The 24696-nt window shown below is 67.3% G+C and carries 26 protein-coding genes; 10 read left to right on the top strand and 16 right to left on the bottom strand.

Going from position 1 to position 24696, the window contains the following annotated elements:
- Positions 1–232: 232 nt before the first annotated feature.
- Both ACFJGT_RS05015 and ACFJGT_RS05010 read left to right on the top strand, forming a co-directional pair.
- A complete protein-coding gene (locus tag ACFJGT_RS05015; RefSeq protein WP_377846481.1) occupies positions 233–1540 on the top strand; it encodes a cell wall hydrolase in 1308 nt (435 codons plus the stop codon).
- 269 nt (positions 1541–1809) lie between these two features.
- Positions 1810–2403 (top strand): hypothetical protein, encoded by a 594-nt coding sequence (locus tag ACFJGT_RS05010; protein ID WP_377846479.1) that lies wholly within the window; start codon positions 1810–1812, stop codon positions 2401–2403.
- Between the two features lie 236 nt (positions 2404–2639).
- Here ACFJGT_RS05010 and ACFJGT_RS05005 read toward each other — a convergent pair whose 3' ends face one another.
- The 9 genes from ACFJGT_RS05005 to ACFJGT_RS04965 form a co-directional block, all read right to left on the bottom strand.
- Complete coding sequence (locus tag ACFJGT_RS05005; protein ID WP_377846477.1) at positions 2640–2906, bottom strand: hypothetical protein; 267 nt, start codon at positions 2904–2906, stop codon at positions 2640–2642.
- A gap of 8 nt (positions 2907–2914) precedes the next feature.
- Entirely contained in the window at positions 2915–3184 is a 270-nt protein-coding gene (gene infA / locus ACFJGT_RS05000) for a translation initiation factor IF-1 (RefSeq protein WP_061964687.1), read from the bottom strand.
- 190 nt (positions 3185–3374) lie between these two features.
- Positions 3375–4868 carry a DEAD/DEAH box helicase gene (locus ACFJGT_RS04995; protein WP_377846475.1) on the bottom strand — a complete coding sequence of 498 codons (1494 nt, stop codon included), beginning with the start codon at positions 4866–4868 and terminating at the stop codon, positions 3375–3377.
- A 180-nt stretch (positions 4869–5048) separates the two neighbouring features.
- Positions 5049–5258, bottom strand: a complete 210-nt coding sequence (locus tag ACFJGT_RS04990; protein ID WP_265058379.1) for a cold-shock protein — start codon at positions 5256–5258, stop codon at positions 5049–5051.
- Between the two features lie 230 nt (positions 5259–5488).
- On the bottom strand, positions 5489–5860 hold the full coding sequence (locus tag ACFJGT_RS04985) for a helix-turn-helix domain-containing protein (protein WP_377846474.1): 372 nt from the start codon (positions 5858–5860) through the stop codon (positions 5489–5491).
- A gap of 12 nt (positions 5861–5872) precedes the next feature.
- Positions 5873–6127, bottom strand: a complete 255-nt coding sequence (locus tag ACFJGT_RS04980; protein WP_377846472.1) for a type II toxin-antitoxin system RelE/ParE family toxin — start codon at positions 6125–6127, stop codon at positions 5873–5875.
- A 43-nt stretch (positions 6128–6170) separates the two neighbouring features.
- Positions 6171–6869, bottom strand: a complete 699-nt coding sequence (locus ACFJGT_RS04975; RefSeq protein ID WP_377846470.1) for an HAD family hydrolase — start codon at positions 6867–6869, stop codon at positions 6171–6173.
- A gap of 204 nt (positions 6870–7073) precedes the next feature.
- Complete coding sequence (ppdK, locus tag ACFJGT_RS04970) at positions 7074–9758, bottom strand: pyruvate, phosphate dikinase (protein ID WP_377846469.1); 2685 nt, start codon at positions 9756–9758, stop codon at positions 7074–7076.
- Positions 9759–9944: 186 nt separating this feature from the next.
- Positions 9945–10439, bottom strand: a complete 495-nt coding sequence (locus ACFJGT_RS04965) for a YcgN family cysteine cluster protein (RefSeq protein WP_377846467.1) — start codon at positions 10437–10439, stop codon at positions 9945–9947.
- 250 nt (positions 10440–10689) lie between these two features.
- On the opposite strand from ACFJGT_RS04965, the gene ACFJGT_RS04960 reads away from it, so the two are divergent.
- The 3 genes from ACFJGT_RS04960 to ACFJGT_RS04950 are packed head-to-tail and all read left to right on the top strand — an operon-like array spanning position 10690 to position 14189.
- Positions 10690–12912: a transglycosylase domain-containing protein gene (locus tag ACFJGT_RS04960; RefSeq protein WP_377846465.1), complete on the top strand. Its 2223-nt coding sequence runs from the start codon at positions 10690–10692 to the stop codon at positions 12910–12912.
- A 57-nt stretch (positions 12913–12969) separates the two neighbouring features.
- Positions 12970–13560 carry a DUF1214 domain-containing protein gene (locus ACFJGT_RS04955; RefSeq protein ID WP_377846463.1) on the top strand — a complete coding sequence of 197 codons (591 nt, stop codon included), beginning with the start codon at positions 12970–12972 and terminating at the stop codon, positions 13558–13560.
- On the top strand, positions 13557–14189 hold the full coding sequence (locus ACFJGT_RS04950; protein WP_377846461.1) for a hypothetical protein: 633 nt from the start codon (positions 13557–13559) through the stop codon (positions 14187–14189). The genes ACFJGT_RS04955 and ACFJGT_RS04950 overlap by 4 nt, the downstream gene beginning before the upstream one ends.
- 96 nt (positions 14190–14285) lie before the next feature.
- Here the strand turns inward: ACFJGT_RS04950 and ACFJGT_RS04945 are convergent, their stop codons facing one another.
- Together ACFJGT_RS04945 and ACFJGT_RS04940 are read right to left on the bottom strand one after the other, a co-directional pair.
- Complete coding sequence (locus ACFJGT_RS04945) at positions 14286–15047, bottom strand: hypothetical protein (protein WP_377846459.1); 762 nt, start codon at positions 15045–15047, stop codon at positions 14286–14288.
- Entirely contained in the window at positions 15044–15253 is a 210-nt protein-coding gene (locus ACFJGT_RS04940) for a hypothetical protein (RefSeq protein WP_377846457.1), read from the bottom strand. Before ACFJGT_RS04940 ends, ACFJGT_RS04945 begins: the two co-directional genes overlap by 4 nt.
- 168 nt (positions 15254–15421) lie before the next feature.
- Here ACFJGT_RS04940 and ACFJGT_RS04935 point away from each other — a divergent pair, with 168 nt between their 5' ends.
- Positions 15422–16555, top strand: coding sequence for a DUF2336 domain-containing protein (locus ACFJGT_RS04935; RefSeq protein ID WP_377846455.1), 1134 nt, complete (start codon positions 15422–15424; stop codon positions 16553–16555).
- A 24-nt stretch (positions 16556–16579) separates the two neighbouring features.
- Here the strand turns inward: ACFJGT_RS04935 and ACFJGT_RS04930 are convergent, their stop codons facing one another.
- The gene (locus ACFJGT_RS04930) at positions 16580–16915 is read right to left on the bottom strand and encodes a DUF1491 family protein (protein WP_377846453.1); all 336 of its coding nucleotides are present in this window, start codon (positions 16913–16915) and stop codon (positions 16580–16582) included.
- Between the two features lie 322 nt (positions 16916–17237).
- On the opposite strand from ACFJGT_RS04930, the gene ACFJGT_RS04925 reads away from it, so the two are divergent.
- Positions 17238–17435 carry a hypothetical protein gene (locus ACFJGT_RS04925; protein WP_377846451.1) on the top strand — a complete coding sequence of 66 codons (198 nt, stop codon included), beginning with the start codon at positions 17238–17240 and terminating at the stop codon, positions 17433–17435.
- Between the two features lie 80 nt (positions 17436–17515).
- Here the strand turns inward: ACFJGT_RS04925 and ACFJGT_RS04920 are convergent, their stop codons facing one another.
- The gene (locus ACFJGT_RS04920; protein ID WP_377846449.1) at positions 17516–19324 is read right to left on the bottom strand and encodes an ATP-binding protein; all 1809 of its coding nucleotides are present in this window, start codon (positions 19322–19324) and stop codon (positions 17516–17518) included.
- Between the two features lie 324 nt (positions 19325–19648).
- On the opposite strand from ACFJGT_RS04920, the gene ACFJGT_RS04915 reads away from it, so the two are divergent.
- Together ACFJGT_RS04915 and ACFJGT_RS04910 are read left to right on the top strand one after the other, a co-directional pair.
- Positions 19649–19918 carry a hypothetical protein gene (locus ACFJGT_RS04915; RefSeq protein WP_377846447.1) on the top strand — a complete coding sequence of 90 codons (270 nt, stop codon included), beginning with the start codon at positions 19649–19651 and terminating at the stop codon, positions 19916–19918.
- Between the two features lie 40 nt (positions 19919–19958).
- Positions 19959–20387 (top strand): SufE family protein, encoded by a 429-nt coding sequence (locus ACFJGT_RS04910; protein WP_377846445.1) that lies wholly within the window; start codon positions 19959–19961, stop codon positions 20385–20387.
- Between the two features lie 6 nt (positions 20388–20393).
- Here ACFJGT_RS04910 and ACFJGT_RS04905 read toward each other — a convergent pair whose 3' ends face one another.
- The 3 genes from ACFJGT_RS04905 to ACFJGT_RS04895 form a co-directional block, all read right to left on the bottom strand.
- Complete coding sequence (locus tag ACFJGT_RS04905) at positions 20394–21188, bottom strand: DUF6456 domain-containing protein (RefSeq protein WP_377846443.1); 795 nt, start codon at positions 21186–21188, stop codon at positions 20394–20396.
- The gene (locus tag ACFJGT_RS04900; protein ID WP_377846441.1) at positions 21185–21553 is read right to left on the bottom strand and encodes a helix-turn-helix domain-containing protein; all 369 of its coding nucleotides are present in this window, start codon (positions 21551–21553) and stop codon (positions 21185–21187) included. The genes ACFJGT_RS04905 and ACFJGT_RS04900 overlap by 4 nt, the downstream gene beginning before the upstream one ends.
- 204 nt (positions 21554–21757) lie before the next feature.
- The gene (locus ACFJGT_RS04895; protein WP_377848925.1) at positions 21758–22174 is read right to left on the bottom strand and encodes a MucR family transcriptional regulator; all 417 of its coding nucleotides are present in this window, start codon (positions 22172–22174) and stop codon (positions 21758–21760) included.
- Positions 22175–22504: 330 nt separating this feature from the next.
- Here ACFJGT_RS04895 and ACFJGT_RS04890 point away from each other — a divergent pair, with 330 nt between their 5' ends.
- Positions 22505–24679 (top strand): S9 family peptidase, encoded by a 2175-nt coding sequence (locus ACFJGT_RS04890; protein WP_377846439.1) that lies wholly within the window; start codon positions 22505–22507, stop codon positions 24677–24679.
- The last annotated feature ends 17 nt before the right edge of the window (positions 24680–24696 follow it).

Genomic DNA, 24696 nt, shown 5'->3' with positions numbered 1-24696 from the left:
CATCACGGCAAAGCATGGAAGGCAAGGGGCGTTCTCGCTTCTCCCATGTGGGAGAAAATGGCTTGGCGAAGCCCGGACGGCGAGGTGTCGCGTCCCCTTGCATCGTCATTGCATGCGATGCTCCGCCGTCGTTAACCGGGGCTCAACCTTACCGAGGTGATAACGGATTCCAACGAAGGCGCGCGCTCAGCTGCGTTTTTCGGTCCGTGCGGTCGGGACGGGTTTTGTCGCTTTGAGTCATTGGCGTGTGCACAGGCATGGGCGGAAGGCGCGCCCCCTCGGCATCAAATGGGCCGCGAGCACCGTCGCGCCCTGGGCTCTGTCCGTCGGCATGCTCGTCTCCTTCACCGCCTCCGCCGGCCAGAATTTCGGACCGACCGGCCTGCCTTCCAGCGCCATTCCGCGGGTCGCCCCCGGCCCGGTCTCCGAGCTGGCCGAAGGCCCGTCCATGCTGGTCGCGGCCAGCGCGTTTCGGCTGCCGGGCCTGGCGCTGACATCCGCCGTCACGCAGGCGAAGCTCTCCTTCGAGGACCCGGAGCGCCGCATCATCATCGATCCCCGCGCACCGCGCGAGGACATGAAACGCTCGGTCGCCGCGACCTTCCCCGAGGTCGACCGCACGGCCAAGGGCGACATGCTGCCGAGCCTGCGGCCGGGGCTCACCGAACACCCTTCCATCGAGCTGGAACGCGTGGTCTTCGGCGACACCCAGCCGAAGCTGATCTCCGGCGGATTCTCGATCGATGCCATGCGCGCCGCCGAGGCCGTCGACGGGCCGCAGACCGGCTTCGAGCCCTATGCCAATGACGAGGGGTTGACCGACCCGGCCCTGTCCGATTCCTCGCCGGTCTCGCCACTGAAGCCGAGGATCCATTCGGCGCGGCAGGCCGAGCTGCATCTCGAAAGCATCGACGGCTCGTCGCCCTCGGTCCCGCAGGCGAAGCAGGCCTCGTCCTCGACGCCGCTCGTCGCCTCGGTCATCGGCACGCTGACGCCATCGGCCCTGCCCGCCCACCCCGCGCCGCAACAGCGGGGGCGGATCGCGCTGGCATCCGCGCCGGCCAATCGCGACCTGCGCCTCGCCGAGCCCGGCCTGAAGCAGGACTACACCAAGCTGATCGCGCCGGAGAGCATGGCCAAGGAGCAGCGCTGCCTGGCCGAGGCCGTCTATTTCGAGGCCCGTTCCGAGTCACTCCAGGGACAGGCGGCCGTGGCGCAGGTGGTGCTCAACCGCGTGAAGAGCGGGCTCTATCCGAGCAGCGTCTGCGGCGTGGTCTACCAGAACAGCAACCGCTATCTCGCCTGCCAGTTCACCTTCACCTGCGAGGGCAAGTCGCTACGCATCACCGAGCCCGCCTCCTGGCGCGACGCGGTCAGGATCGCACGCGAGGTCTATGACGGCACGACCTATCTGCCGGAAGTCGGCGCCTCCACCCATTACCACGCGAATTACGTGCGGCCTTACTGGGCAAAGAAGCTGAAGAAGATGGACACGATCGGCCAGCACGTCTTCTACCAGTTGCGACCGGGGCAGACCTGATCGTCTGGAGAGCCGTTCCGGGACGAAAGCCCTGCGCGCCCGATCTTAACGTCAGCACCCCGCAGCGCAGGGCCGCCGCGTCACTGTGAAACACCTAAAAAGCGAGTGATTTCCTTCACTTGACTACAAGCTGGGTGAACGAGCCCGGCAGGCGCCAACTGGTTAATTTTACCTTGTTTTAGCGTTTACCTTGCGTTCATCACTTCGAACGGGCTTCCTGTCTCCAACGAACGGCGCCCGGCGCCGAAACCGACAGGGTCAGGTCCACCATGGTGCGCACGCTTTCCTCAGGCATCATCACTGCTTCCAGCCTCGCAACCGCGCTTCTGCTCGGCGCCACGGCCGCCCAGGCCGGTGGCGGCTGCCGCGGCTCCGCCTGCTACAATCTCGTCAACACGCCGCCGGTCTACGGCTCGATCAACGAGACCTACCAGGTCCGTCCGGCGCAGGTGCAGCGCCACGTCGTCCCGGCCGAATACGACACCGTGACCGACAATGTGATGATCGCCCCCGAGCGCCGCATCCCGCATCACCGCGCCGCGGTCTACGAGACCGTGACCGAGAAAGTTCTGATCTCGGCCGCCACCCGCCGCTGGGAAGTGACCCGCGACGCCTATGGCAACACGGTCGGCTGCTGGGTCGATGTGCCCGCCCGCTACGGCTACCAGAGCCGCCGCGTCGAAGTTTCCCCGGCCACCGTCGATTACGAGACGGTCCCGGCCGTCTACACGCAGCGTCAGCGTCAGGTGATGGTGCGTCCGACCCAGGTCGTGCGGGAGGAGATCCCCGCCGTCTACGAGACCCGGCAGCGCCAGGTGATGGTCAGCCCCGGTTCGCAGTATTGGTCCCGCTCCCGCTACTGAGCGGATCGGGACAGAGTTCACGCAGACCCTTTTTTACCACGGAACGACCACTTTCACCCCGGCCCCGCGCCGGGGGTTTTTCTTGGGCGATTGACCCGGGGCATCGCCGTCATCCCGGACAGACCGCGTAGCGACGCCGATCCGGAATCCATCGAAGGGCTCAGCGCCCTACCATGGATTCCGGATCGGCGCTTACGCTCGCCCGGATGACGATCGGCAAATGGAATTCTGCCCGCTCAGGCGAGCTTGCCGGCGAGCAACAGGATACAGACGCCGACGGCGAAGGCGAGGAAGCGGGCGGGCATGCCGACCAGCGCACCCGGAGGGCGGCCGGCCGCGAAGCCAACGAGCAATTCGACGATCCCCAGCCCGAACAGCACGATCGCGAAAGGCGGCAGCGCTCCGTCCGGGGCAATAAGGCCGGCCCGGGCGGCCCAGGCGACGACGGCGCCGAGAACAGCGCCCAGCGCGATGAACAGAAGCTCGTTTCGCGACAGGCGCATCGCTTCGGTCAGCGCCGGCGGAAATTCTGGCGCGGCGGACCACCCGGAGCGGGACCGGCCGTCTTCTGGCGGAAATTGATGCGGCCGCGATCGAGGTCGTAGGGCGACATCTCGACGATGACACGGTCGCCCGCGATCGTGCGGATGCGGTTCTTCTTCATCTTGCCGGCGGCATAGGCCAGGATGATGTGCTCGTTGTCGAGCTTCACCCGGTAGTTGCCGTCCGGAAGCACCTCGACCACGGTGCCGTCGAATTCAAGCAGTTCTTCTTTCGCCATCTGTCGTCCTTCGTGAGCCCTAGAGCACGCGCCGACCAGATTGCATGGCAATCCGATCGGATCACGCGTTCTCTACCAATAGTCCGGAGACGAATTCACCGGACAGATCAAACGATCTGTCCGGATCCGGCTCCTGGCGCATGGGCGAGCCATCGTTTGCGAGGCTCGCCCTGTTCTGGTCGATCGCGCGTCAGCGCGCGCGCCGCCGGGCGCCGTTGGTGCGTGGTTGCTGTGTTCTTTGCTGCAAGAACGCGACGCCGCCAAGCCCTTCTTTTGCGGAAACGCCGTCTTTTCGCTGTGCCGCCTGCTCAGGGCGCGGGGCACGCTCGGGATGGCGCGGACGCTCGTGACGCTCCTGGCGCTGGGCGCCATTGGCCGGCTGGCTGCGCTGGCCGCCCTCACCGGGCTTGCCGCCGCGCGGCTGCTGCTGCCCTTGGGGGCGAGCCTGCTGCTGGCCCTGCGGGCGGCCTTGAGCGCGCCCACCGCCATTCTGCTGCTGTCCGCGCCCGCCGCCGCGCTGGTTCTGCGGCGGCTTCTTCGGCGTGCGACCATCCCAATGGGGCACGGCGCCGATCGGGGTGATCGCGACCTTGGTCAGCTTTTCGATGGCGGCGAGATCGCCGCGCTCTTCCGGCGTGCAGAACGCGATGGCGATGCCCTCCGCGCCGGCGCGCGCCGTGCGGCCGATCCGGTGAACATAGGTCTCCGGCACGTTCGGCAGGTCGAAATTCACGACATGGCTGATGCCGTCGACATCGATGCCGCGGGCGGCAATGTCGGTGGCGACGAGGATACGGAGCGAACCGTCACGGAAGGCGCCGAGCGCCCGCTCGCGCTGGCTCTGGCTCTTGTTGCCGTGGATCGCCGCCGCCTCGATGCCGGAGGTGCCGAGCTGGCGCACGACCTTGTCGGCACCGTGCTTGGTGCGAGTGAAGACGATGGCGCGCTCGAGTTCCGGCACGTTCAGCGTCTTCGCCAGCAGCGAAGGCTTGTCGCCCGGCTCGGTGAAGATCACGCGCTGGTCGATCTTCTCGGCTGTGGTCGCGACCGGCGCCACCGCGACCTCGACCGGATCGGTCAGGTAGGCGGACGCGATATCGCGGATCGGCTTCGGCATGGTCGCCGAGAAGAGCAGCGTGTGGCGCTCCTTCGGGATCAGGGTCGCGATGCGGCGCAGCGCGTGGATGAAGCCGAGGTCGAGCATCTGGTCGGCCTCGTCGAGGACGAGGAACTCGATCTCGCGCAGCGAGACGGCGCGCTGGTCGACGAGGTCGAGCAGGCGGCCGGGCGTGGCGACGAGGATATCGACCTTCTCGCCGAGCACGCGGATCTGCTTGCCGACGGGCACGCCGCCGAAGATCACCGCCGATTTCAGCGAGGTGAAGCGGCCATAGGTGCGGATGCTGGCCTCGATCTGAGCCGCCAGCTCGCGCGTCGGCGACAGGATGAGCGCACGCACGGCGCGGGCCGGCATCTGGCGCGGCTTGCCGAGCAGGCGATGCAGCATCGGCAGCGAGAAGGCAGCGGTCTTGCCGGTGCCGGTCTGGGCGGCGCCAAGCAGGTCGCGACCCTGGAGAATGTGCGGGATGGCCTGCGCCTGAATCGGCGTGGGCGTCTCATAACCTTCGGCTGCGAGCGCCTTGAGAAGGGGCTCGGCAAGGCCGAGATCGGTAAACTTGGTCAAGAAAGGGCTTTCTGGGCGCCGTGATCGCGGGGGGCGCATGTGGAATCGGCTGCGCCGCAGGCCCGCATCCGGCCTGAATTCAAAGATAGTCGGACCTGCCGGCGAACCGCTAGCCACAGCGCCGGCAGGCTTGTCGTGGACCGGGGGGCTCGAGGCCCGACCGGTCGATCAAGTATCAGCTCAGGCGACGACGAGGTTGCCGGCCGAGGTCTTGCCGGTCTTGCGATCGGCAACGAGTTCGAAGGAGACGACCTGGCCGTCGCGCAGCTCGCGCAGGCCGGCACGCTCGACGGCGGAGATGTGGACGAACACGTCCTGGCCGCCGTTCTCAGGGGTGATGAAGCCGTAGCCCTTGGTGGCGTTGAACCACTTCACGGTGCCTTTTTCCATGGCATGGAATCCTTACGTTTCAGATCCGCGTATCGTTGCGACCCAAAGCTCGACGCGCGGACGCCTTGCAATGGTCTTGTAGCGATGTGTGGTGGATCTGAATCGTGCCCGCCGACCGGATTGCCCGCGCGGAGGATTGGCCAGAACCCGGCCGCATCTCGTCATACATCGGTGCGGATAGCACGAAATGCAAGGAGGGTCCAGCTTAGGGCCGGAAACACGCGCTTTGCCTAAACAAGGTCATCCGACTGCACATGCAGGGCCTGGGCAATCCGCTCCAACTTCTCTCCCGCCGGGCGGCGCGCGCCGGTCTCGATCTGGCTGAGATATGGCTGCGAAAGGCCAGCCGCCTGCGCGAGACCGCTGACGCTCAGGCCACGATGCTCCCGCCAAACGCGGATCGGGCTTTCGCCTGCGAGAAGGCGTTCAACCATGGCAGCCGGCAGCAACTCCTCCTCGCCCGCTTCCAACCGTTCACGGAAAGCCCGCACCGCGGCGCTGTCGGCAGCGTCCTCGGCGGCAGCCAGCAGAAGCTGATAGTCCGCCTCCGGGAGCATCACCATCCGCTCACCATTGGGGGTCGTGAAGATTTGCGCGTTCATCGCCTCAACCTCTTATTCGTAGACGGAGCCACGCGGCGCGATCCTCAGGATGGCGATGACGCGACCGTCCTCGGAAAACAAGATACGCCAATCGCCGACCCGCAACCGGAAGATACCGGCTTCGCCCTTCAGTGCTTTCACATTATTGGCCAGCGAGCCCGGATCGGCGGCGTACTGGTCGACCTTCAGGCGGATCGTAGCAGCGACATTGGCAGGCATCCGCCGCAACGTGCGCACGGCTTCCTTGCTGTATGTCACCAGCCTCATGGCCGATATATAGCAAAATTATTGCACACTGCAATAAAACTTCTCAACGCAGGCGCTTCACGATACCGCACAAGCCGCCCAGGTCGGTCAGCTTGACGAAACGCTCATGCCCCGCCGGCTCTTCGGCATGCTCAAGCGCCCAGGTCAGCTCATGCGGGACATGGGCGGCCCACGACCCTGCTTCCAAGGCCGGCAGGATATCGGACTTCAGGGAGTTGCCGACCATCATGGCCTGCCCTGCCCCGTCGCCATGACGGGCGAAGATGCGGCCATAGGTCTCCGGCTTCTTGTCGCTGACGATCTCGACCGCATGGAAGAAATCGCCGAGGCCGGACTGGGCAAGCTTGCGCTCCTGGTCGAAGAGATCGCCCTTGGTGATTAGCACCAGCCGGTAGTCGCCCGAGAGCGCCGCAAGTGTCTCATTCACATGCGGCAAGGTCTCGACCGGATGGGCCGCCATCTCGCGGCCGGCAGCGAGGATTTCGCCGATCACGGAAGCAGGCACCTGCCCCCGCGTGATCTCGATCGCCGTCTCGATCATCGACAGCACGAAGCCCTTGATACCGAAACCGTAGAAGCCGAGATTGCGCTTCTCCGCTTCGAGCAGGCGCCCGGAAATCTCGGCCGCTTCGCCGTGATCGCCGAGCAGCGCGACGAAGCGATCCTCCGTCATCCGGAAAAACTGCTCGTTCTGCCAGAGCGTGTCGTCGGCATCGAAGCCGATGGTGGTCAGTCGAGGCATGGCGCTTCCACAACTATGATAAGCTACCGATCAACGACAACGATCCGGCAATCGCAAAATGGCTCGTTCAAACTCTCCCATCCGAAATAGCCGGATAGGATTCATGACCGGCCCCGAACTGCCCGAAGATTTCGACAGCATGGGCGCGGAGGAAATCGAAACCCAGTTCCTCTGCAACCCTATCTGCTCGGCAGCCGAGATGCCTCAGCCATCCTTCGGCTTGATCGCCCCAAGCGCCGCCTGCGCCGCCGCCAAGCGGGCGATCGGCACGCGGAAGGGCGAGCAGGAGACGTAGTCGAGGCCGACGCTCTCGCAGAAGCCGATCGAGGCCGGGTCGCCGCCATGCTCGCCGCAGATGCCGAGCTTGATGCCGGGCCGCGTCTTGCGGCCGCGCTCGGCGGCGAGCTTGACCAGTTCCCCGACGCCCTCCTGGTCGATGGTGACGAAGGGGTCGGCGTCGAGCAGGCCCTTGGCGGTGTAGGAGCCGAGGAAGGAGGAAGCGTCGTCGCGCGAGATGCCGAGCGTCGTCTGCGTCAGGTCGTTGGTGCCGAAGGAGAAGAACTCGGCGCTCTCGGCGATCTCGGCGGCACGCAGCGCGGCGCGCGGCAATTCGATCATGGTGCCGACCTGATAGTCGATCTTGGTGCCGCTCTCCGCGATCACGGCCTTGGCCATCGCGTCGATACGGGCCTTGACGAGGTCGAGCTCGGGCTTGCCCATGACGAGCGGCACCATCACCTCGGGGATCACCGGCTTGCCGGTCTCCTTGGCGGCGATGACGGCCGCCTCGAAAATGGCGCGGGCCTGCATCTCGGCGATTTCGGGGAAGGCCACCGCCAGACGGCAGCCGCGGAAGCCGAGCATCGGGTTGAACTCGTGCAATTCGGCCGCGCGGTGCTTCAGCGCCTCCGGCGTGACGCCGAGCGCGGCGGCGACCTCGCCGATCTCCTTGTCGCCCTGCGGCAGGAATTCGTGCAGCGGCGGATCGAGCAGGCGGATCGTCACCGGCAGACCGCTCATGATCGTGAAGAGCTGGACGAAGTCCTGGCGCTGCACCGGCAGGAGCTTGGCGAGCGCGGCGCGGCGGCCCTTGTCGTCCTGGGCGAGGATCATCTCGCGGACGGCCTGGATCCGATCCCCTTCGAAGAACATGTGCTCGGTGCGGCAGAGGCCGATGCCCTCGGCGCCGAACTCGCGGGCGGTCCTGGCGTCGTCCGGGGTCTCGGCATTGGCGCGGACCTTGAGGCGGCGGACCTTGTCGGCCCAGCCCATCAGCGTCGCGAACTCGCCGGAGAGCTCCGGCTTCTGCATCTTGATCTCGCCGAGCAGGACCTGGCCGTTGCCGCCGTCGATGGTGACGAAATCGCCGGCCTTCAGCGTGGTCGGACCGACGGTGAGCGTTCCCTTGGCATAGTCGATGCGGATCTGGCCGGCGCCGGAGACGCAGGGCTTGCCCATGCCGCGCGCCACGACCGCCGCATGCGAGGTCATACCGCCGCGCGAGGTCAGGATGCCCTCCGCGGCATGCATGCCGTGGATGTCCTCCGGCGAGGTCTCGACGCGCACGAGGATGACCTTGCGGCCGGCCTTCTTGGCGGCCTCGGCATCGTCCGAATTGAAGACGATCTCGCCGGCGGCGGCGCCGGGCGAGGCCGGCAGGCCGGTGGTCAGCACGCGGCGCTCGGCCTTGGGATCGATGGTCGGGTGCAGGAGCTGATCGAGCGCACCGGGCTCGACCCGGCCGACCGCCTCCTCCTGCGTGATCAGGCCTTCGGTCGCGAGTTCGACCGCGATCCTGAGCGCCGCCTTGGCGGTGCGCTTGCCGGACCGGGTCTGCAGCATCCAGAGCTTGCCCTCCTGGATGGTGAACTCCATGTCCTGCATGTCGCGGTAATGCTTTTCGAGGATGCCGTAGATGCGGCAGAGCTCGGCATAGGCCTCCGGCATCTCCCGTTCCATCGAGGGCTTGTCGGAGCCTGCCTCGATGCGCGCGACCTCGGTGATGTCCTGCGGCGTGCGGATGCCGGCGACGACATCCTCGCCCTGGGCGTTGATCAGGAACTCGCCATAGAGCGCGTTCTCGCCGGTCGAGGGATTGCGGGTGAAGGCGACGCCGGTCGCGGAAGTGTCGCCCATGTTGCCGAACACCATCGACTGGACGTTGACCGCCGTGCCCCAGCTCGCGGGGATGCTGTTCAGCTCGCGATACTTGATGGCACGGGCGTTCATCCAGGAGGAGAACACGGCGCCGACCGCGCCCCAGAGCTGCTTCTCGGGGTCCTGCGGGAAGTCGGAACCGAGCTCCTTCTTCACGATCTCCTTGTACTTGCCGACCAAGAGCTTCCAGTCGGCCGCCTTGAGATCGGTGTCGAGATGAAGGCCCTTGCGCTCCTTGTAGTCTTCCAGCGCCTCCTCGAAGAGGCCGTGGTCCACGTCGAGCACGACATTGGAATACATGGTGATGAAGCGGCGATAGCTGTCCCAGGCGAAACGCTCGTCGCCCGAGGCCTTCGCGACGGCCTCGACCGTCTCGTCGTTGAGGCCGAGATTGAGGACGGTGTCCATCATGCCCGGCATCGAGGCGCGCGCGCCCGAGCGGACCGAGACGAGGAGCGGATTGGCGGGATCGCCGAAAGTCTTGCCGGTGAGCTTGCCCATGCCGGCGAGCGCAGCCTTGACCTGCCCGTCGAGCTCAGCCGGGAAGCTCTTGCCGTTGTCGTAATAGGCCGTGCAGACCTCGGTGGTGATGGTGAAGCCGGGCGGAACGGGCAGGCCCAGATTGCTCATCTCGGCGAGGTTCGCGCCCTTGCCGCCGAGCAGGTTCTTCATTCCCGCCTCACCCTCGGCCTTGCCGTCGCCGAAGGTGTAGACCCACTTCCCACCTGCCATCACATAGCCTCTTCTGTTCAACCGGACGAGGCAAACGCCGCGCCGACCTGAAAGTTTCGTGTGCGTGCCGTCGATGACCATGGGTCACCGGCAGCGGGATGAGGCGCTCATGCCCAAAACGACATGAACAATCAATGAGCGTGTGCAGCATCGCCTGATGCAGCGCAATAGCACCGCAGGGTTGCGTTAGGCGCCCTTCCCCCGTGCGGCCCGGGGCCAGCGCAGCGGCCAGTTGACGATGCGCTCGGCAACCTCCTCTTCCGGAATCTCGTCCTCGTTGGCGAAGACGCGGCCGCGCACGGAGACGCCGGCCGCAACCACCGTCTCGGGATCGCCGGAGACCAGCGGATGCCACCAGGGCAGGTCCTTGCCCTCGGCAACGAGGCGATAGCCGCAGGTCGGCGGCAGCCAGGGCAGCGTGCGCACCTCCTCGGGCGTCAGCGTCACGCAATCCGGCACCTTCTGCGAGCGGTTCGGATAGTCCCGGCAGCGGCAGGTGCCGGCCTCGAACAGGCGGCAGCCGACATCGGTCGCGAAGATGCGCCCGGTATCCTCGTCCTCCAGCTTGACGAGGCAGCAGCGGCCGCAGCCGTCGCAGAGCGATTCCCATTGCTCGCTCGACATCGCCTCCAGCGGCGTCGTCAGCCAGAAAGGCTGATCTTTCGGCGGGTTTTGCGTCATGGCAGGCTTATGCGCCCGCCGGCGGCAAGATGGAAGGCCAATCCCACCCTGTGCCTTTGGTCTCGTGACGGGCCGCCGCCGCCGGCGCATTTCCCATTCCCGCCGATGAAATTTACCCTCCTGCCTCTTATCCGAGCGCTGGACATGCCTATGTGTCCATTCCCTGGCGCTCGCCTGTTGCCAAGACGGCAGGCACGCGGCAGGACTAAGTGGCTCTTAGACGGGGGCCATTCGGAAAGCCTGGAACGCCATGGAGTTCAGGAAGGCGGGCTGGAGGACGCGGCTGAAGCGCTTCGCGCTGGCCGCCGATTCATGGCTGGATGCCGGCCTGTGGGGCGCCGGGCGCCGCGCCGGCGAAATCCATGAGCGCATCCGCAGCGTCGCCGACCGCCTGACCGTCAGCGGCGGCAAGCGCATCGCCGCCGAATTCGCCAGCGAGGGCCTGAATATCGGCATCGTCGGCACGCTGATCCTGCTGATGCTGGCGCTGCCCGCCTTCCGGATCGGCAATGACGAGGCGCTGAGGAACCAGGTCTTCGCCGTCACCTTCCTCGATCGCTACGGCGCGCCGATCGGCCATCGCGGCGCGCGACACAACGATTCGCTGAAGCTTGAGGAAATGCCCGACCATCTGCTCAAGGCCGTGCTCGCGACCGAGGACCGGCGCTTCTACGACCATTTCGGCATCGACCTGATCGGCACCTCGCGGGCGCTGTTGGTCAATACGCGGGCCTCGGGCGTCGTCCAGGGCGGCTCGTCGCTGACCCAGCAGCTCGCCAAGAACCTGTTCCTCAACAACGAGCGCTCGCTCGACCGCAAGATCAAGGAAGCCTTCCTCGCCCTGTGGCTGGAGACGCGGCTGAGCAAGAACGAGATCCTCAAGCTTTATCTCGACCGCGCCTATATGGGCGGCGGCACCTTCGGCGCGGCTGCCGCGGCGGAGTATTATTTCGGCAAGTCGGTGAAGGACGTCTCGTTGGCCGAGGCCGCGATGCTTGCCGGCCTGTTCAAGGCGCCGACGAAATACGCGCCCCATGTCAATCTGCCGGCCGCCCGCGCACGGGCCAACGACGTGCTCAACGCCATGGTCGATGCCGGTTTCATGACGGCCGGCCAGGTCGACAGCGCCAAGCGCAACCCGGCGACCCCGATTGACCGCAAGCGCGACGCCAGTCCCGATTATTATCTCGACTGGGCCTTCGATGCGGTGAAGGAGCTCGCGAACGAGGGCAAGCTCGGCGCGGACCGCGTGCTGAGCGTGAAGACACCGCATGATTCCGCGATCCAGCAGCGCGCCGACGAGGCGATCGAAACGATCCTGCGTCAGCACGGCCCGGCCTATCGCGTGAAGCAGGCTGCGACCGTCGTCATGGACCCTGACGGAGCCGTGCGCGCGATCGTCGGCGGCCGGGACTATGGCGCCAGCCAGTTCAACCGGGCGACGGCGGGGCAGCGGCAGCCCGGCTCCTCGTTCAAGCCCTTCGTCTATGCTGCTGCACTCTCGGCCGGGCTCTACAAGCCGACGACGATCGTCACCGACCGGCCGGTCTGCATCGGCAACTGGTGCCCGAACAATTACGGGCGCTCCTATGCCGGCTCGATGCCGCTGACGGTGGCGCTGGCGAAGTCGATCAACACGATCCCCGTGCAGATGTCGATCGCCATCGGCCGCGCCACCGGCGAGACGCACGAGGCGCGCGCAGCAACGATCGGGCGCAGGAAGATCATCGAGACCGCCCATGCCATGGGCCTGACCACGCCGCTGACCGACACCGTCTCGCTGCCGATCGGCGCGGGCGAGGTCACGGTGATCGACATGGCGGCCGGCTACTCCGCGCTCGCCAATGGCGGCAAGCGGGCCAAGCCCTATGCCGCGATCGAGATCGCCAATTCGCAGGGCGAGGTGATCTATCGCCATGACCGCGACGAGCCGGAACCCAAGCAGGTGCTGAGCCCGCAGGTGGCACAGGACATGAACTTCATGCTCTCGAAGGTGCCGACCGAGGGCACCGGCCGGCGCGCGGCGCTCGACGGCGTCGTCACCGCAGGGAAGACCGGCACCACCAACGGCTACAAGGATGCCTGGTATGTCGGCTATTCCGGCAATCTCGTCGGCGCCGTCTGGTTCGGCAACGACAACTCGGCCGAAACCGCGAACATGACGGGCGGTTCTCTCCCCGCGATGACCTGGAAAGAGATCATGCAGTTCGCCCATCAGGGGCTGGAGCTGAAGCCGATCCCCGGCGTGCCGGCGGCCGATCCCAAGGGTGCAGCGATCGCCAAGGCCGGGGCCGCGGCGACGCCTGCCGGCGCAGTATCCGGCCCCGGCGCCGGCCATATGCCGCGCCAGTCCTTCGAGGTGCTCTCGGCGGTCGGCTCGATGTTCAAGGCCGTGGAACCCCGGCGCGTGGCGGGCCGCCCCGTGCAGGTCGGCATCCGCGATATCTCGGGGAACGAGCCGCGGGTACGCTGAGGCGCGAAGAGTTGACGATGACCGGCGCGGCGGCTCAACTCCGCACCGGAATGCCCCGTGCAGAGGGACAGCGTGCGGATTCTCGACCTCGCCTATATCCTCGCCCTCGGGGCCGGTCTCGGGCTGGGCTCCGCGCATTGGGCGATCGCCGGGCGCCCCCCTATCGGCCGGGTCGAGGTCGGCGCCTGGACGGCCTGGCCGCGCAGCGGCAGCCGCGAGGTCGATCCTTATATGCGAGCCTATCTCGCCCGCGGCGTCCATCTGCCGCTTGGTTCCGGCGAAGGATTGGAACTGATCGCCGAGCGTGACGATCTCGGGCAGGCGCTGGACGGGCGCTGCCGCTACCGATTGTCCGGCGCGACGCCGACGACGCGCGGCTGGACCATCGGCATCACCGATGGCGACGGGCTGCCCTTCCGCCTGCCTCTGGAGCGTGCGGGCTTCACCGATTCGGAGATCGTCCGCCCCGAGGATGGCGGCCTCGCCATCCTTGCCTCGTCCACACCCGAGGCCGGCAACTGGCTGCCGCTGCCCGCAAGCGGGCGCTTCCAGATTCGCCTGCGGCTCTACGATACGCCGATCTCCAGCCAGACCGGCGAGACGCGTGCGACCAACCTGCCGCGCATCGCGCGCGTCGATTGCCGATGAGCGCCGTCAGCCACGATCCGCCAGGGCGACGCAGCCCGCCCTTCGCCGGCTGGCAGCCACGCCTGCGCGCCGGCTTCGCGCGCTTCGTCATGACGACGCTCGCCGGACTGATCCTCGCGGCCATCGTCCATATCGTCACGATCCTGGCGATCCCGGCGCTCTCCCAGCGCGACGCTGCCCATGCCTACCGGGAACTCGGCACCGAAGGCCATGCCGAAGCGATCCCCTCCCCCGGCAATGCCCGCGGTCTGCCTGCCCAGCGCGAGGCCGATCCCCATGTCGTCACCGCGATCTGCAGCTACGATCTCTCGGCCGGCCCGATGCGGGTCGTCGCCCGCACGGGCACGTTGCCGCTCGGCTTGACGCTGCACCGGCAGGGCGGCGGCGTTCTCTACGCCATCACGGATCGCGCCGCGATCCGCGGCACGCTCGAGTTCCTGGTGATGACCGAGGCCCAGCGCGACGAGCGCATCGCCGCCGACGAGGAAGGCGAGACCAGCCGGGAGTTGCGCGTCGTGTCCGATGCCGAGCAGGGCCTGATCGTGGCGCGCGTGCTGCTGCGCCTGCCCTCCGACCGGGCCGATGCGGAGGCGCTGGCCACGGGCGTCGCCTGCGGAGCGGCGAACTGAGCCGAGCGAGTTAAATTTTCAGACGCTGGTCATCCCGGATGGAGCGAAGCGGAGACCCGGGATGACGGCGTGGTTCCGCGGAAAACGACGAGGCTTCTAGCCCTTGTAGACGACCGGGCGCTTGCCCTCGCCGAAGGCACCGTTGAGCTGCATCTGGCAGAGCGGCCGCGCCTCCATCTCCAGCGCCATGATCGTGCGCTCGGCCTTCACGGCTTCGCGCGAGGGCATCTCGACCACGAGATTGGCCAGCGCGTGGCGGTAGCTGCGGATGCGGAAATCGACACGCTCGCAGACCCAGAAGACCAGGCCCTCGTTCTCGACGACGCGCGCCATCGCCGGTGCCTGCTTCTCGGCGGGAACATCGGGAGAGGCTTCGGCCGTGCGCATGCGCACCCGGTCCATGCTCACAACCCGTCCCGCATTGGCGCGGAAGGGGCCGATCAGCAGGCGGTCGGCATTGGCATCCTCGGCCAGCCGGTTGTAGCGCGAGGCCTGTGAGGCGAAGGAAATCCCGGTCAGCCCGCGAAAATAATCGGAGACATCGGTCGATTGGGCCGCGACCGGCAGGATGCGGGTATGGGCAAGGTTCGAGACCTCGCCCTGGAAGACACTGTTCGGGCTTGACGGCATGACGAAGCGCCAGGCGCGGTCGCGCATCCGCTCCTCGTCGTCGGTCAGGCGGAAATAGGATGTCTCCTCGCCGCGGAAGGTCGCGGACCAGTAGCCGGCCTCGGGCGCGATCAGTTGCGACCAGATCGTCGGCCGCGGCCGGCCGAGATCGCCCGTCGTCGCGGTGCAGGCCGAAACGGAGAGCGTCGCCAGCAAGACGAGCGGCAGCTTGGCAGGCCCTCGTGTCACGCAGGCTGCCTGCGATCGCTCTTGCGCGCTGCGACCTTGCGCGGCCGGGCATTGGTCGGGGCTTTCGCGGCCGGCGGCCGGGCCTCGGGCGCGCGCTCGTAGCGCACGCCGGTGAAGAACAGGATCTCCGCCGTCCGCGGCGGAAGGGGGCAGGCCGATGCCTGCTGCGGGCGCCGCTGCGGCGCAAAGGGGATGACGATGGCCATGATGCGCCTCCTTATCCAGCGCCAGAGTTGCAACGCGAGAATCGGCGAGGTGCGGGCAGCACCCGGTCGCAGGCCCCGCAAGCCCATCAGGCCCGGACATGGTTAACGCAGCCTTAACGGTCGGGGATTAATGCTGCCGAATCTTCGGTTTCCCGCTCCGAGCTTGCCATGCCCGCATCCGTTTCCAAGGAACTCGCCGATCTCGCTCGCCTGGCGCGCGAAGGCGGGCTCGACCTCAGCCCGATCTCGCTGCGGGTCAAGGCGGACCTGCTGCTCTCGACGCCCCACCCCTCGCCCGCCGACCTCGCCGCCTTCAACGAAATGGCCGAGGCGCTGCTGCCGGGCATCGACGAGGCGACGGCCCTGATCCTGGCGCGCAAGCTCGCCGGCTGGTCGCATACGCCCGCGCCGGTCCTCACCGGCCTCGCCGCGAAGGGAGGTGCCGTGCTGGCCGAGCTGGTGCGACACGGCATGCAATTGTCGCAGAGCGACCTGGAACGCTTCGTCGAAACGGGCGACGAGGCGATGCGCGCGGCGCTGGCGGTCCGCAGCGACCTCACCGCCCAGGCCGTGACCATGCTGGTGTCGGGCGCGAATCGCGAACTCGACCTCGCCCTGATCGCCAATCACAGCGCTCCGATGCCACGCGCGGCCGTGGACCCGCTGATCGCGCGGGCACGGGTGGAGCCGGCCTATCGACCCGGCCTGCTCGCGCGCCCGGACCTGTCCAACATCGAACTCGCACCGCTCTTCCTGCATGCCGGTGCGGAGCGACGCCTCGCGATCATCGAATCGCTGATGGCCCGCGAAGCGCTGCATCCCAGCGAAAGGCGCCCGGCCCTGTCCGGCCCGGTCTTCGCCGGCTGGCTCGACCTTGCGGCCGACGACCGCGAGACCGCCTTCATTGCCATCGCCGACCATCTCGGCGGCGGCGCGGCGCTGGCAGGCGCCATGGCGGCCGACGCGTCGCGGGACCTTGCCGCGCTTGCGCTGACCGCGTGCGGCACCACGGTCGAGGAAGCGACACGCTTCCTGATCCGGCTTGGCGACGATGCCGCCCATTCGGTCGAGCGCATCTTCGCGGTGGTTGCGCTGATGCGCTCGGTCAGGCCCGCCATCGCCTTCCGCCTGGCGATGCATATCGCCGGCGCGACGGCCGCGGCGCCGCAGCGGCGGGGCCAGCACCAACCCGCGATGGACCCGAGCGGCACGCCGTCGCGCGCCGGCAACGCCCGGCCGGAAGCGCAGCCGGCCCTCTCGGAGGTCCTGGGAAGGATCGGGGCGAAGCGCGAGCGCAGCTGATACGCGTCGCTTGACTGGACCGGGTCAGCTCTCGACGAGCAGAAGTCGAGGGTCGCCGGCCCGGTTCTCGATCTCGACGAGCCAGAGATCGCCGTCGAAGCGCAGTTCACGATCCACGCGGTCCTCGACCGCGAGCGGATCGGCATCGAGCAGGAGCTGGAAACGACGCTCGCCGTCATCCTCGGCCAGCGCCTGCGGCGCCGGGCCGTAGAGTGCGGCCGTGCCGTCCAGCCGATCGAGCTTGACGAAGATGGCGCCCGCCTCGCGCGCGCCGCGGCGACGCAGCACGGCGACGAGACCTTCGAGCCCCGCCTGCCGCAGATAGGCCGAAACCCAGAAATCGCTGGTCAGGCGCGCCATGTCAGGCGCCGCGTATCAGGTGCGCGGCGCCGCCGCTGCACGTCCGGCGGACCGTATATCCGCCGGCGGACGCAGATCGCCGCCATTGATGAGATCTGCAATCGGATCGCGCGCAGGAGCGGGAGCGGCGGCAGCGCGAGGCGCCGGAGCCGCCGGCGCGGCGGCACGCGGCGCGGCGGGCACGGAAGCGGGCGGCCGGGGCTGTGCCTCGCGGGCCTGCGGCGTCTGCGAGAGATCGTTCGGGCGCGCCGGCGGGCGCACCGGCTGAGCTGCAGGAGCCTCGACAGCGGACGCGGGCGCCGGCTCGGCGCGGCGCTCGGCCGTGGCCCGCGGTTGCGAGACCGGCGCCGGAGCGGAGAGCATCGGAGCCGGATGGCGCGCCTTCTGGAACATCAGCGCATTGGCGACGATGGCGAGCGAGACGATGCCGAAGGCCAGCAGGACGAGCGCCCTGCCCGGCCGCTGCCCGGCGACGCGGGCGACCCGGCCGAGCCATCAGCTCTTGCGGCGCGCCGCTTGAGCACGGCGTACCGGGGCGGAGAGGGAAGCACCGGAATGGGCGCGGGCGGCCATGGTCACGGACATTGCGTCAGCTCGTCTTCAGGCGGTCAGGCGGAGAGGTTCTTTGGTATCGATGCCCCGGCGCGGAGCCCGGGCGAAAGTCACGATCTTGGCAGGCTGCTCGACGCCCTCGGTGCCACCGACCGGCAGACGGACGGAGACGCGCGTGCCGATGCCCGGCGCGCTCTCGACGGTGAGGCGGCCGCCATGCAGGCCGACGAGCCCGCGCACGACGGAGAGGCCGAGGCCGGTGCCCTCATGGGTCCGGTCATAGGCGCCCTTGGCCTGGAAGAAGGGATCGCCCAGCCGCGGCAGGTCGGCAGCGGCGATGCCGATGCCGGTATCGGAGACGGAGAGGTCGATCGTGTCGCCGTCGCGCACGACGGCGAGCGTCACCCGCCCGCCGGCCGGCGTGAACTTGATCGCATTCGACAAGAGGTTGAGCACGACCTGCTTCAGCGCGCGCCGGTCGCCTTCCATCGCCGGGAGGCAAGGGCCCGCCACGCGCTCCAGCGCGATGCCGCCGGCCTCGGCCCGCAGCGCCATCAGCGCGCAGCAATCCTGCGCCATTGCGGCGAGATCGAGCGGCTCGCGCTCGATGGTCATCGCGCCGCTCTCGATCTTCGAGATGTCGAGCAGCGTGTTGACGACATCGAGCAGGTGATGGCCGGACGCATGGATGATGCGGGCGTATTCGAGGCGCTTCTGCGCATCGAGCCAGCCATTGTCCTCGGCGCTCAGCATCTCGGAAAAGCCGATGATCGCGTTGAGCGGCGTGCGCAGTTCATGGCTCACCGTGGCCAGGAACTGGCCCTTGATGTCGTTTGCGCGCAGCGCCTCTGCATGGCCGCGCTCGCGGGTTTCCTCGGCGGCGCGGCGCTCGGTCACATCGCGCATCACGCAGACGACGGCGGCGCCATCAGCAGCGGCCGCACCTGCTACGCGGCAGGCCTGCATCTCCAGCCAGAGCGAGACCGGCAGGCGATTCTCGCCCGCAGTCGCATGCGGCACGAAGAGCGTGCGGAAACAGGCGGTCACGCCCTCCTCGCCATGGGCAGCATCGCTCAACGCCTTCAGGAAGAGCGGCCGGTCGGCGATATGAACACGCTCGAACAGGCCGCGCCCGAGCAATTCGCGGGGATCGGCACCGGCGAGCGTGCGCGCCGCGGCATTGGCGAAGACGACGGCGCCACCGGCATCGTGCCAGGTGACGAGATCGCCGACATGATCGAGCAGAAGCTGCGAGCGCGCGTCGGAGATGCGCTGCTCGCGCTCCTCGGCATGGCGCCGGCGCAGCAGGACGGCGGTCACGACCAGCGCCTGAGCGAGAGCGGACATCGCCAGGAACGGCATGGCGTCACCAGTCCACGGCATGGCTTCGGCAAACAGGCCGAGCCACTGCAATCCGATGGCGGCGGACAATGCAGCCACCGCGATCCAGCCGGCCCGCAGCATGAAACCACGCGAACCGAACAGTGCGGCCTCGACCGGCACGACCGCCAGCCAGAGCAGCAGGGGCGAGGAGATGCCGCCGGTCGTGCCCGCCAGCGCGACGATGAAGAGAGAGAGCGCCGCTGAGGAGAGCGCATGGGCCGCATCGAGGCGGCCGGTACGGGAGACCAGCGCGACGGAGAAGACGGCGAGCGCGGCAGCGACGATCATCGCGGCCTCGAAGGCGCCGGGCGCACCGCGCCAAGCCAAATAGGCGGGGGCGAGGCCGAGCATGCCGCCGCCGACGAGCAGACGCGACAGAACGAAACGTTCGTGACGCTGCCTTTCCGCCGGGTCCGACTGCACCGATGCATGCACCAGTGCCGCCGCCTGTGTCCTCAGTGCTGTAATCGCCATACGGAACGCAACGCCTTACTTTCGCGGATACCCCCATCCGCTGACTGCATCTCGCCATGGCCGGTTTAAGCGGGGCTTAAGGCGAAAGGCAGCGAAAGAGCCCGCCAGAGTGACGCGTTGAATTTTACGACGATTTTTCATGTAGTTATCTCAAATCGAATCGATTTTCCGGTGTCCGGCGATGTTCGCGGCAAGGTGAACGGAACCTGAAGATCACCTGCGGCATTCGACTCGCATTTGAGCGTTCGAAATGACGCGATTTTTCGAGATCCCGGTCTAGGTTGCTCTCGCGGCGCATCGGAGGCGCCGGCGACGGAGACCGACATGGCCTATCTGCTGCGCAAGATCGCGATTATCGGCCTGATCGCCGTGAATTCGCCCGTGCACGGCGGCAAGCCGGCCGATGACGCCTTGCCTGTGGCGGTGCGGCAGGCGGCCGAGACCGTTCGCACGGAAAGCCGCGGCATCGCAGGCAGCTTGACGGCCGCGCGCGAGGCGGCGGAAATCCTGGCGGGGATGGACCCGGTCTTGCGCGAGCGCATCCTGCATGCCGCCGCCACAGCGGCCGCCGGGAAGCAGAGCACGCAACGCTGAACGCTTGACGCCTCCCCGCAATCGCGGGAAGAGGCCGGACATGACGACAAGCCTCGACGACATCGTCGCGAACTTCGAACTGCTCGACGAGTGGGACGATCGCTATCGCTACCTCATCGAACTCGGCAAGAGCCTCGAGCCCCTGCCGGAGGAGGATCATAGCGACGCCAACAAGGTGCGCGGCTGCGCCAGCCAGGTCTGGCTCGTGGCTCATCGCGAGGGCGGCAGCGGGCCGAAGACCCGGCTTCGCTTCGTCGGCGACAGCGACGCCCATATCGTGCGCGGGCTGGTGGCGCTGGCGCTGGCGATCTTCTCCGGGCGGGAAGCGGCGGAGATCCTGGCGACCGATGCCTTCGCCATCTATGAGCGCCTCGGCCTCGCCGCCCATCTTACGCCGCAGCGCTCGAACGGGGTGCGCGCGATGATCGACCGGATCAAGCGCGACGCCCAGGCTGCCGCCGCGGCCTGAACGCCTTCACCCGGACGCCGGGAATTCGCGCGGCCGGGCATCGGCCGCCTGCCAGCTCAGCACCTCGTGCTGCCGGACGCGGCGGTCCAGGCCGTAATGCGTCACCAGCGTGGCCAATGCGACCCTCAGCACGACCTTGGCCGAACGCGGCGGCCAGCGACGCTCCTTCTCGACAAGATCGAGTCCCTTGAGAAAGCCGCAGATATCGATGGCGAGGCCTGAAAGCTCAGGCCCCAGTCGATCGCAGGCCAGCCTGACGCGCTGGCGCGCTGCGAGCGCGGTATCGGAAGAACCGGCAACATCGCGCGGCCCGATTCCCGCCTGTTGCGGGGTGAGCGCCGCATCCCAGTTCATCGTCACGCGTGGCAGCATGCCTGCCAAGGTGACGTCGGCGCGGAAGCGCTCGCCCGCCGCGAATTCCTCGTCACTGATCTGCGGCCTGCCATCCTTGCCCGGACGGCGATACAGCCAGAGCAGCGGGCTCTCGCGGTCGTCCATGGCGGGGGCAGGCAAAGCGCCGGCTCCGCATTGCGCCTTCTCGGTAGCCGACGCATCGGGTCTGGGCGAAGCGAGCCCGAGCCGCGGTGGTTTCGCATCCTGCGACCAAGAGACGAGCCCTTCGGTCTCGAGGGCCTGCACCGTTTCCGCCGAGACATAGCCTGCCCCCAGGCTCGTGCCGTTGACCGTGCGGAAGAGCGCGATGCGGCCGCAGCCCAGGGGCGAAACCAAGCCGTAGCATCCGGACACGCCGAGATGGTTCAGGAGGCGACTGGCCTCGTTGCGCGCGATCGCGACGGTCATTGGCGCATCTCCGCGGGTTGTTCGAGCAATCTCGTCATCGTGGCCAGAAGCGCGACCTCGAGGGCAGCCAGGCCGAATTCGAGGGCGGGGTCGTCGCGGCGATCCTCGATCAGGGCGCAGGCGTGGCGGACGGTGGTGCGGTCCCGGCCGAAGCAGATGCCGACGCGGGTGAGACTCAGCCCGAAGGCGACATGCGCCAGGTACATCGCCGTCTGCCGGGCCAGCGCGATCGATTTCCGGCCCCGGCTCGCGGCGCGCAGGCCGGTCAGCGGAATGCGGATCGCGGCGACGATCGCGGCTTCCGCCAGCCGCGCGCCAGCGGCGTCCCGCAGGGCCGCTTGCGATGGGCCGCTCGTTATGTTCATGATATGTTCCTATATGGAAGCAGCACGCCCCTCCATTGAGGCGTGACGCATATAGGATTATATTCTTATATCCTGACTGGCAAGCCCGGAGCCGGCTTTATCCCCGCCCTGCCCGTCCCGCCCTGCGCGCAAGAAAAAAGCCGCCGAGATCATCGGCGGCTTTTTCTTCAGGGCAGCGCGTTCATTCCGCGCTGGACCGGTCTCTCAGCGGCGCTTGCGGCGCTGCTGGCCCAGGCCCATCTTCTTCGCAAGCTGCGAGCGCGCCTCGGCATAGTTCGGAGCGACCATCGGATAGTCCGGCGGCAGGCCCCACTTCTCGCGATACTGCTCGGGCGACATGTTGTACTGCGTGCGCAGGTGGCGCTTCAGCGACTTGAACTTCTTCCCGTCTTCAAGGCAGATCAGGTAATCGGCCGTGATCGACTTCTTCACGGGAATGGCAGGCTTGGGAGCCTCGACCTGCACCACCGGCGCAGCGCCGCCGATCACACGGCTGAGCGCCGAGTGGACTTCGCTGATCAGAGCCGGCAGATCGGACGCCGGCACGGAATTGTTAGAGACATAGGCGGAAACGATATCCGCCGTCAGCTCAATGAATTCAGCCCCCTCGTTATCGGCCATGGCGATGTCTCTCCTTATCGTTTTTGGTAGCGTTTTGCGCTGATCGTCCACCGCCTCGCATCCGATAGCCTGATCAACATTGCCAATAGTGGGTCAAGCACCATCGGCTCAGAATCGGACAACGCGGACTGATCGGGATATGCGTTTAGTCGATACTGTTTATTCGTGCAAGTCAGCAATTCCCAACAATTCATGCATGCAAAGCTCAACAATTCATCAATGGGATGCTGCAATGCACTGAACGGTAAAATCAAAGCCGCGGCAGGCCCCGCTGTCTTGCAAGCTGTTGCCGCCGCCTCTACCTGTCGGCTCCCAATGCCGGAGATCGCCATGCGCCTGGATCAGGACCCTCGCTCCTCGAACACCGCAGCACGCAGGCGCAAGCCTGCACCCCTGCCGCCGCAGGCCGCGATTCGGACGACGGAAACGGTGGTTCACGGCGTCACGCTGCGCGACGACTATGGCTGGCTGCGTGCCGCGAACTGGAAGGACGTGCTGCGCGAGCCGGACGTCCTGCCGGCCGATATCCGCGGCTATCTCGAAGCCGAGAATGCCTATTGCAAGGCATTGATGGCGCCGACACGGGCCTTACAGAAGGACCTGGTCAAGGAGATGCGCGGCCGCATCAAGGAAGACGATTCCAGCGTCCCGCAGCCTGACGGGCCGTTCCTGTACTATTCACGCTATCGCAAGGGCGCCGAGCATCCGCTGATCTGCCGCAAGCCGCGCAACATGGCGGGGAAGAGCGGCCGGGCGGGCGAGCAGATCATGCTCGATGCCGACGCGCTCGCCGCCGACAAGGATTTCTTCGATCTCAGCGACGCCGCGCATAGCCCGGATCATCGCCTGCTCGCCTGGAGTGCCGACGAGGCCGGTTCGGAGCTGCATACGATCCACCTCAAGGACCTGGAGAGCGGCAACGACCTGCCCGATCTCGTCAGGGACACGACCGGCGAGATCATCTGGGCCAGCGATGCCCGCTCCTTCTTCTACGTCGCGCTCGATGACGACCATCGCCCCTCGCGCGTGAAGCGCCACCGCCTCGGCACGCCTGCCGAGGCGGACGAGTTGCTGCATGACGAGGCCGATGCCGGCATGTTCGTCGATATCGACAAGACCCAGTCCGGCCGCTTCCTGCTGATCACGATCGGCGACCACGAGACGTCGGAGACGCGCATCCTCGATCTCGACCGTGCGGAGGCGCAGCTCGTGCTCGTCGCCGAACGCGAACCGGGGCGCCAGTACAGCCTGGAACATCACGGCAATGTGTTCGCGATCCTGACCAATGCCGAGGGCGCCGAGGACTTCAAGATCGTCACGGCCCCCCTCGACGCGCCCGATCCGGCGAACTGGCGCGACCTGATCGTGCACAAGCGAGGGCGCCTGATCCTCGACCATGTCTGCCTGAAGGGGCGCCTGATCCGGCTGGAGCGCGAGGACGGGCTGCCGCGCATCGTCATCCGCGATCTTGCCACCGGCTCCGAAAGCAGCATCGCCTTCGACGAGGAGGCCTATGGGCTCGGCATGGATGCGGGCTACGAATTCGACACGAATACGCTGCGCTTCATCTATGCCTCGATGGCGCGACCGGCCGAAACCTATGATTACGATCTCGCCACCGGCGCGCGGACCTTGCTGAAGCGGCAGGAGGTGCCCTCCGGCCATGATCCTGCCGGCTACCAGGTGCGGCGAATCTTCGCCACGGCCTCGGACGGTGCGCGCGTGCCGATCTCAATCCTGCACCGGGCCGATCTCGCGCTCGACGGCAGCGCGCCCTGCCTGCTCTACGGCTATGGCTCCTATGGCTCGGCGATGTCGGCCTCGTTCCGGACGCGCCCGCTCAGCCTGGTCGATCGCGGCTTCGTCTATGCGATCGCCCATGTGCGCGGCGGCACCGACAAGGGCTGGGGCTGGTATCTCGACGGCAAGCGCGGGAACAAGCACAACACCTTCACCGATTTCATCGCCGCCGCCGGAGCGCTGACCGAAGCCGGTTTCACCCGGCGCGGGCGCATCGTCGCCGAAGGCGGCAGCGCCGGCGGCATGCTGATGGGGGCGGTCGCCAACATGGCGCCGGAGCTCTTCGCCGGCATCGTCGCAGAGGTTCCCTTCGTCGACGTGCTCAACACGATCCTCGACGACACCCTGCCGCTGACGCCGCCGGAATGGCCGGAATGGGGCGATCCGATCCGCGACGCGAAGGCTTTCGAGACCATCCGCAGCTATTCGCCCTATGACAACGTCACGGCTCAGGCCTATCCGCCGATCCTCGCGATGGGCGGGCTGACCGATCCGCGCGTGACCTATTGGGAACCGGCGAAATGGGTCGCGCGACTGCGGGCGACGATGACCGGCGGCGGGCCGGTTCTGCTGCACACCAATATGGAAGCCGGCCATGCCGGGTCGGCCGGGCGCTTCGACTCGCTGAAGGAGACGGCGCTGGCCTATGCCTTCGCCATCCATACGGTGGGCGAAGGCTGGGATGGAGCAGGATCAACGGACTGAATATCGCATTCAGCCCG

It is taken from the genome of Allobosea sp. UC22_33 (assembly GCF_042700715.1).
Taxonomy (GTDB): Bacteria; Pseudomonadota; Alphaproteobacteria; order Rhizobiales; family Beijerinckiaceae; genus Allobosea.
Note: the sequence above shows the minus strand (reverse complement) of the source record. Positions and strands in the feature narration are given on the sequence as shown.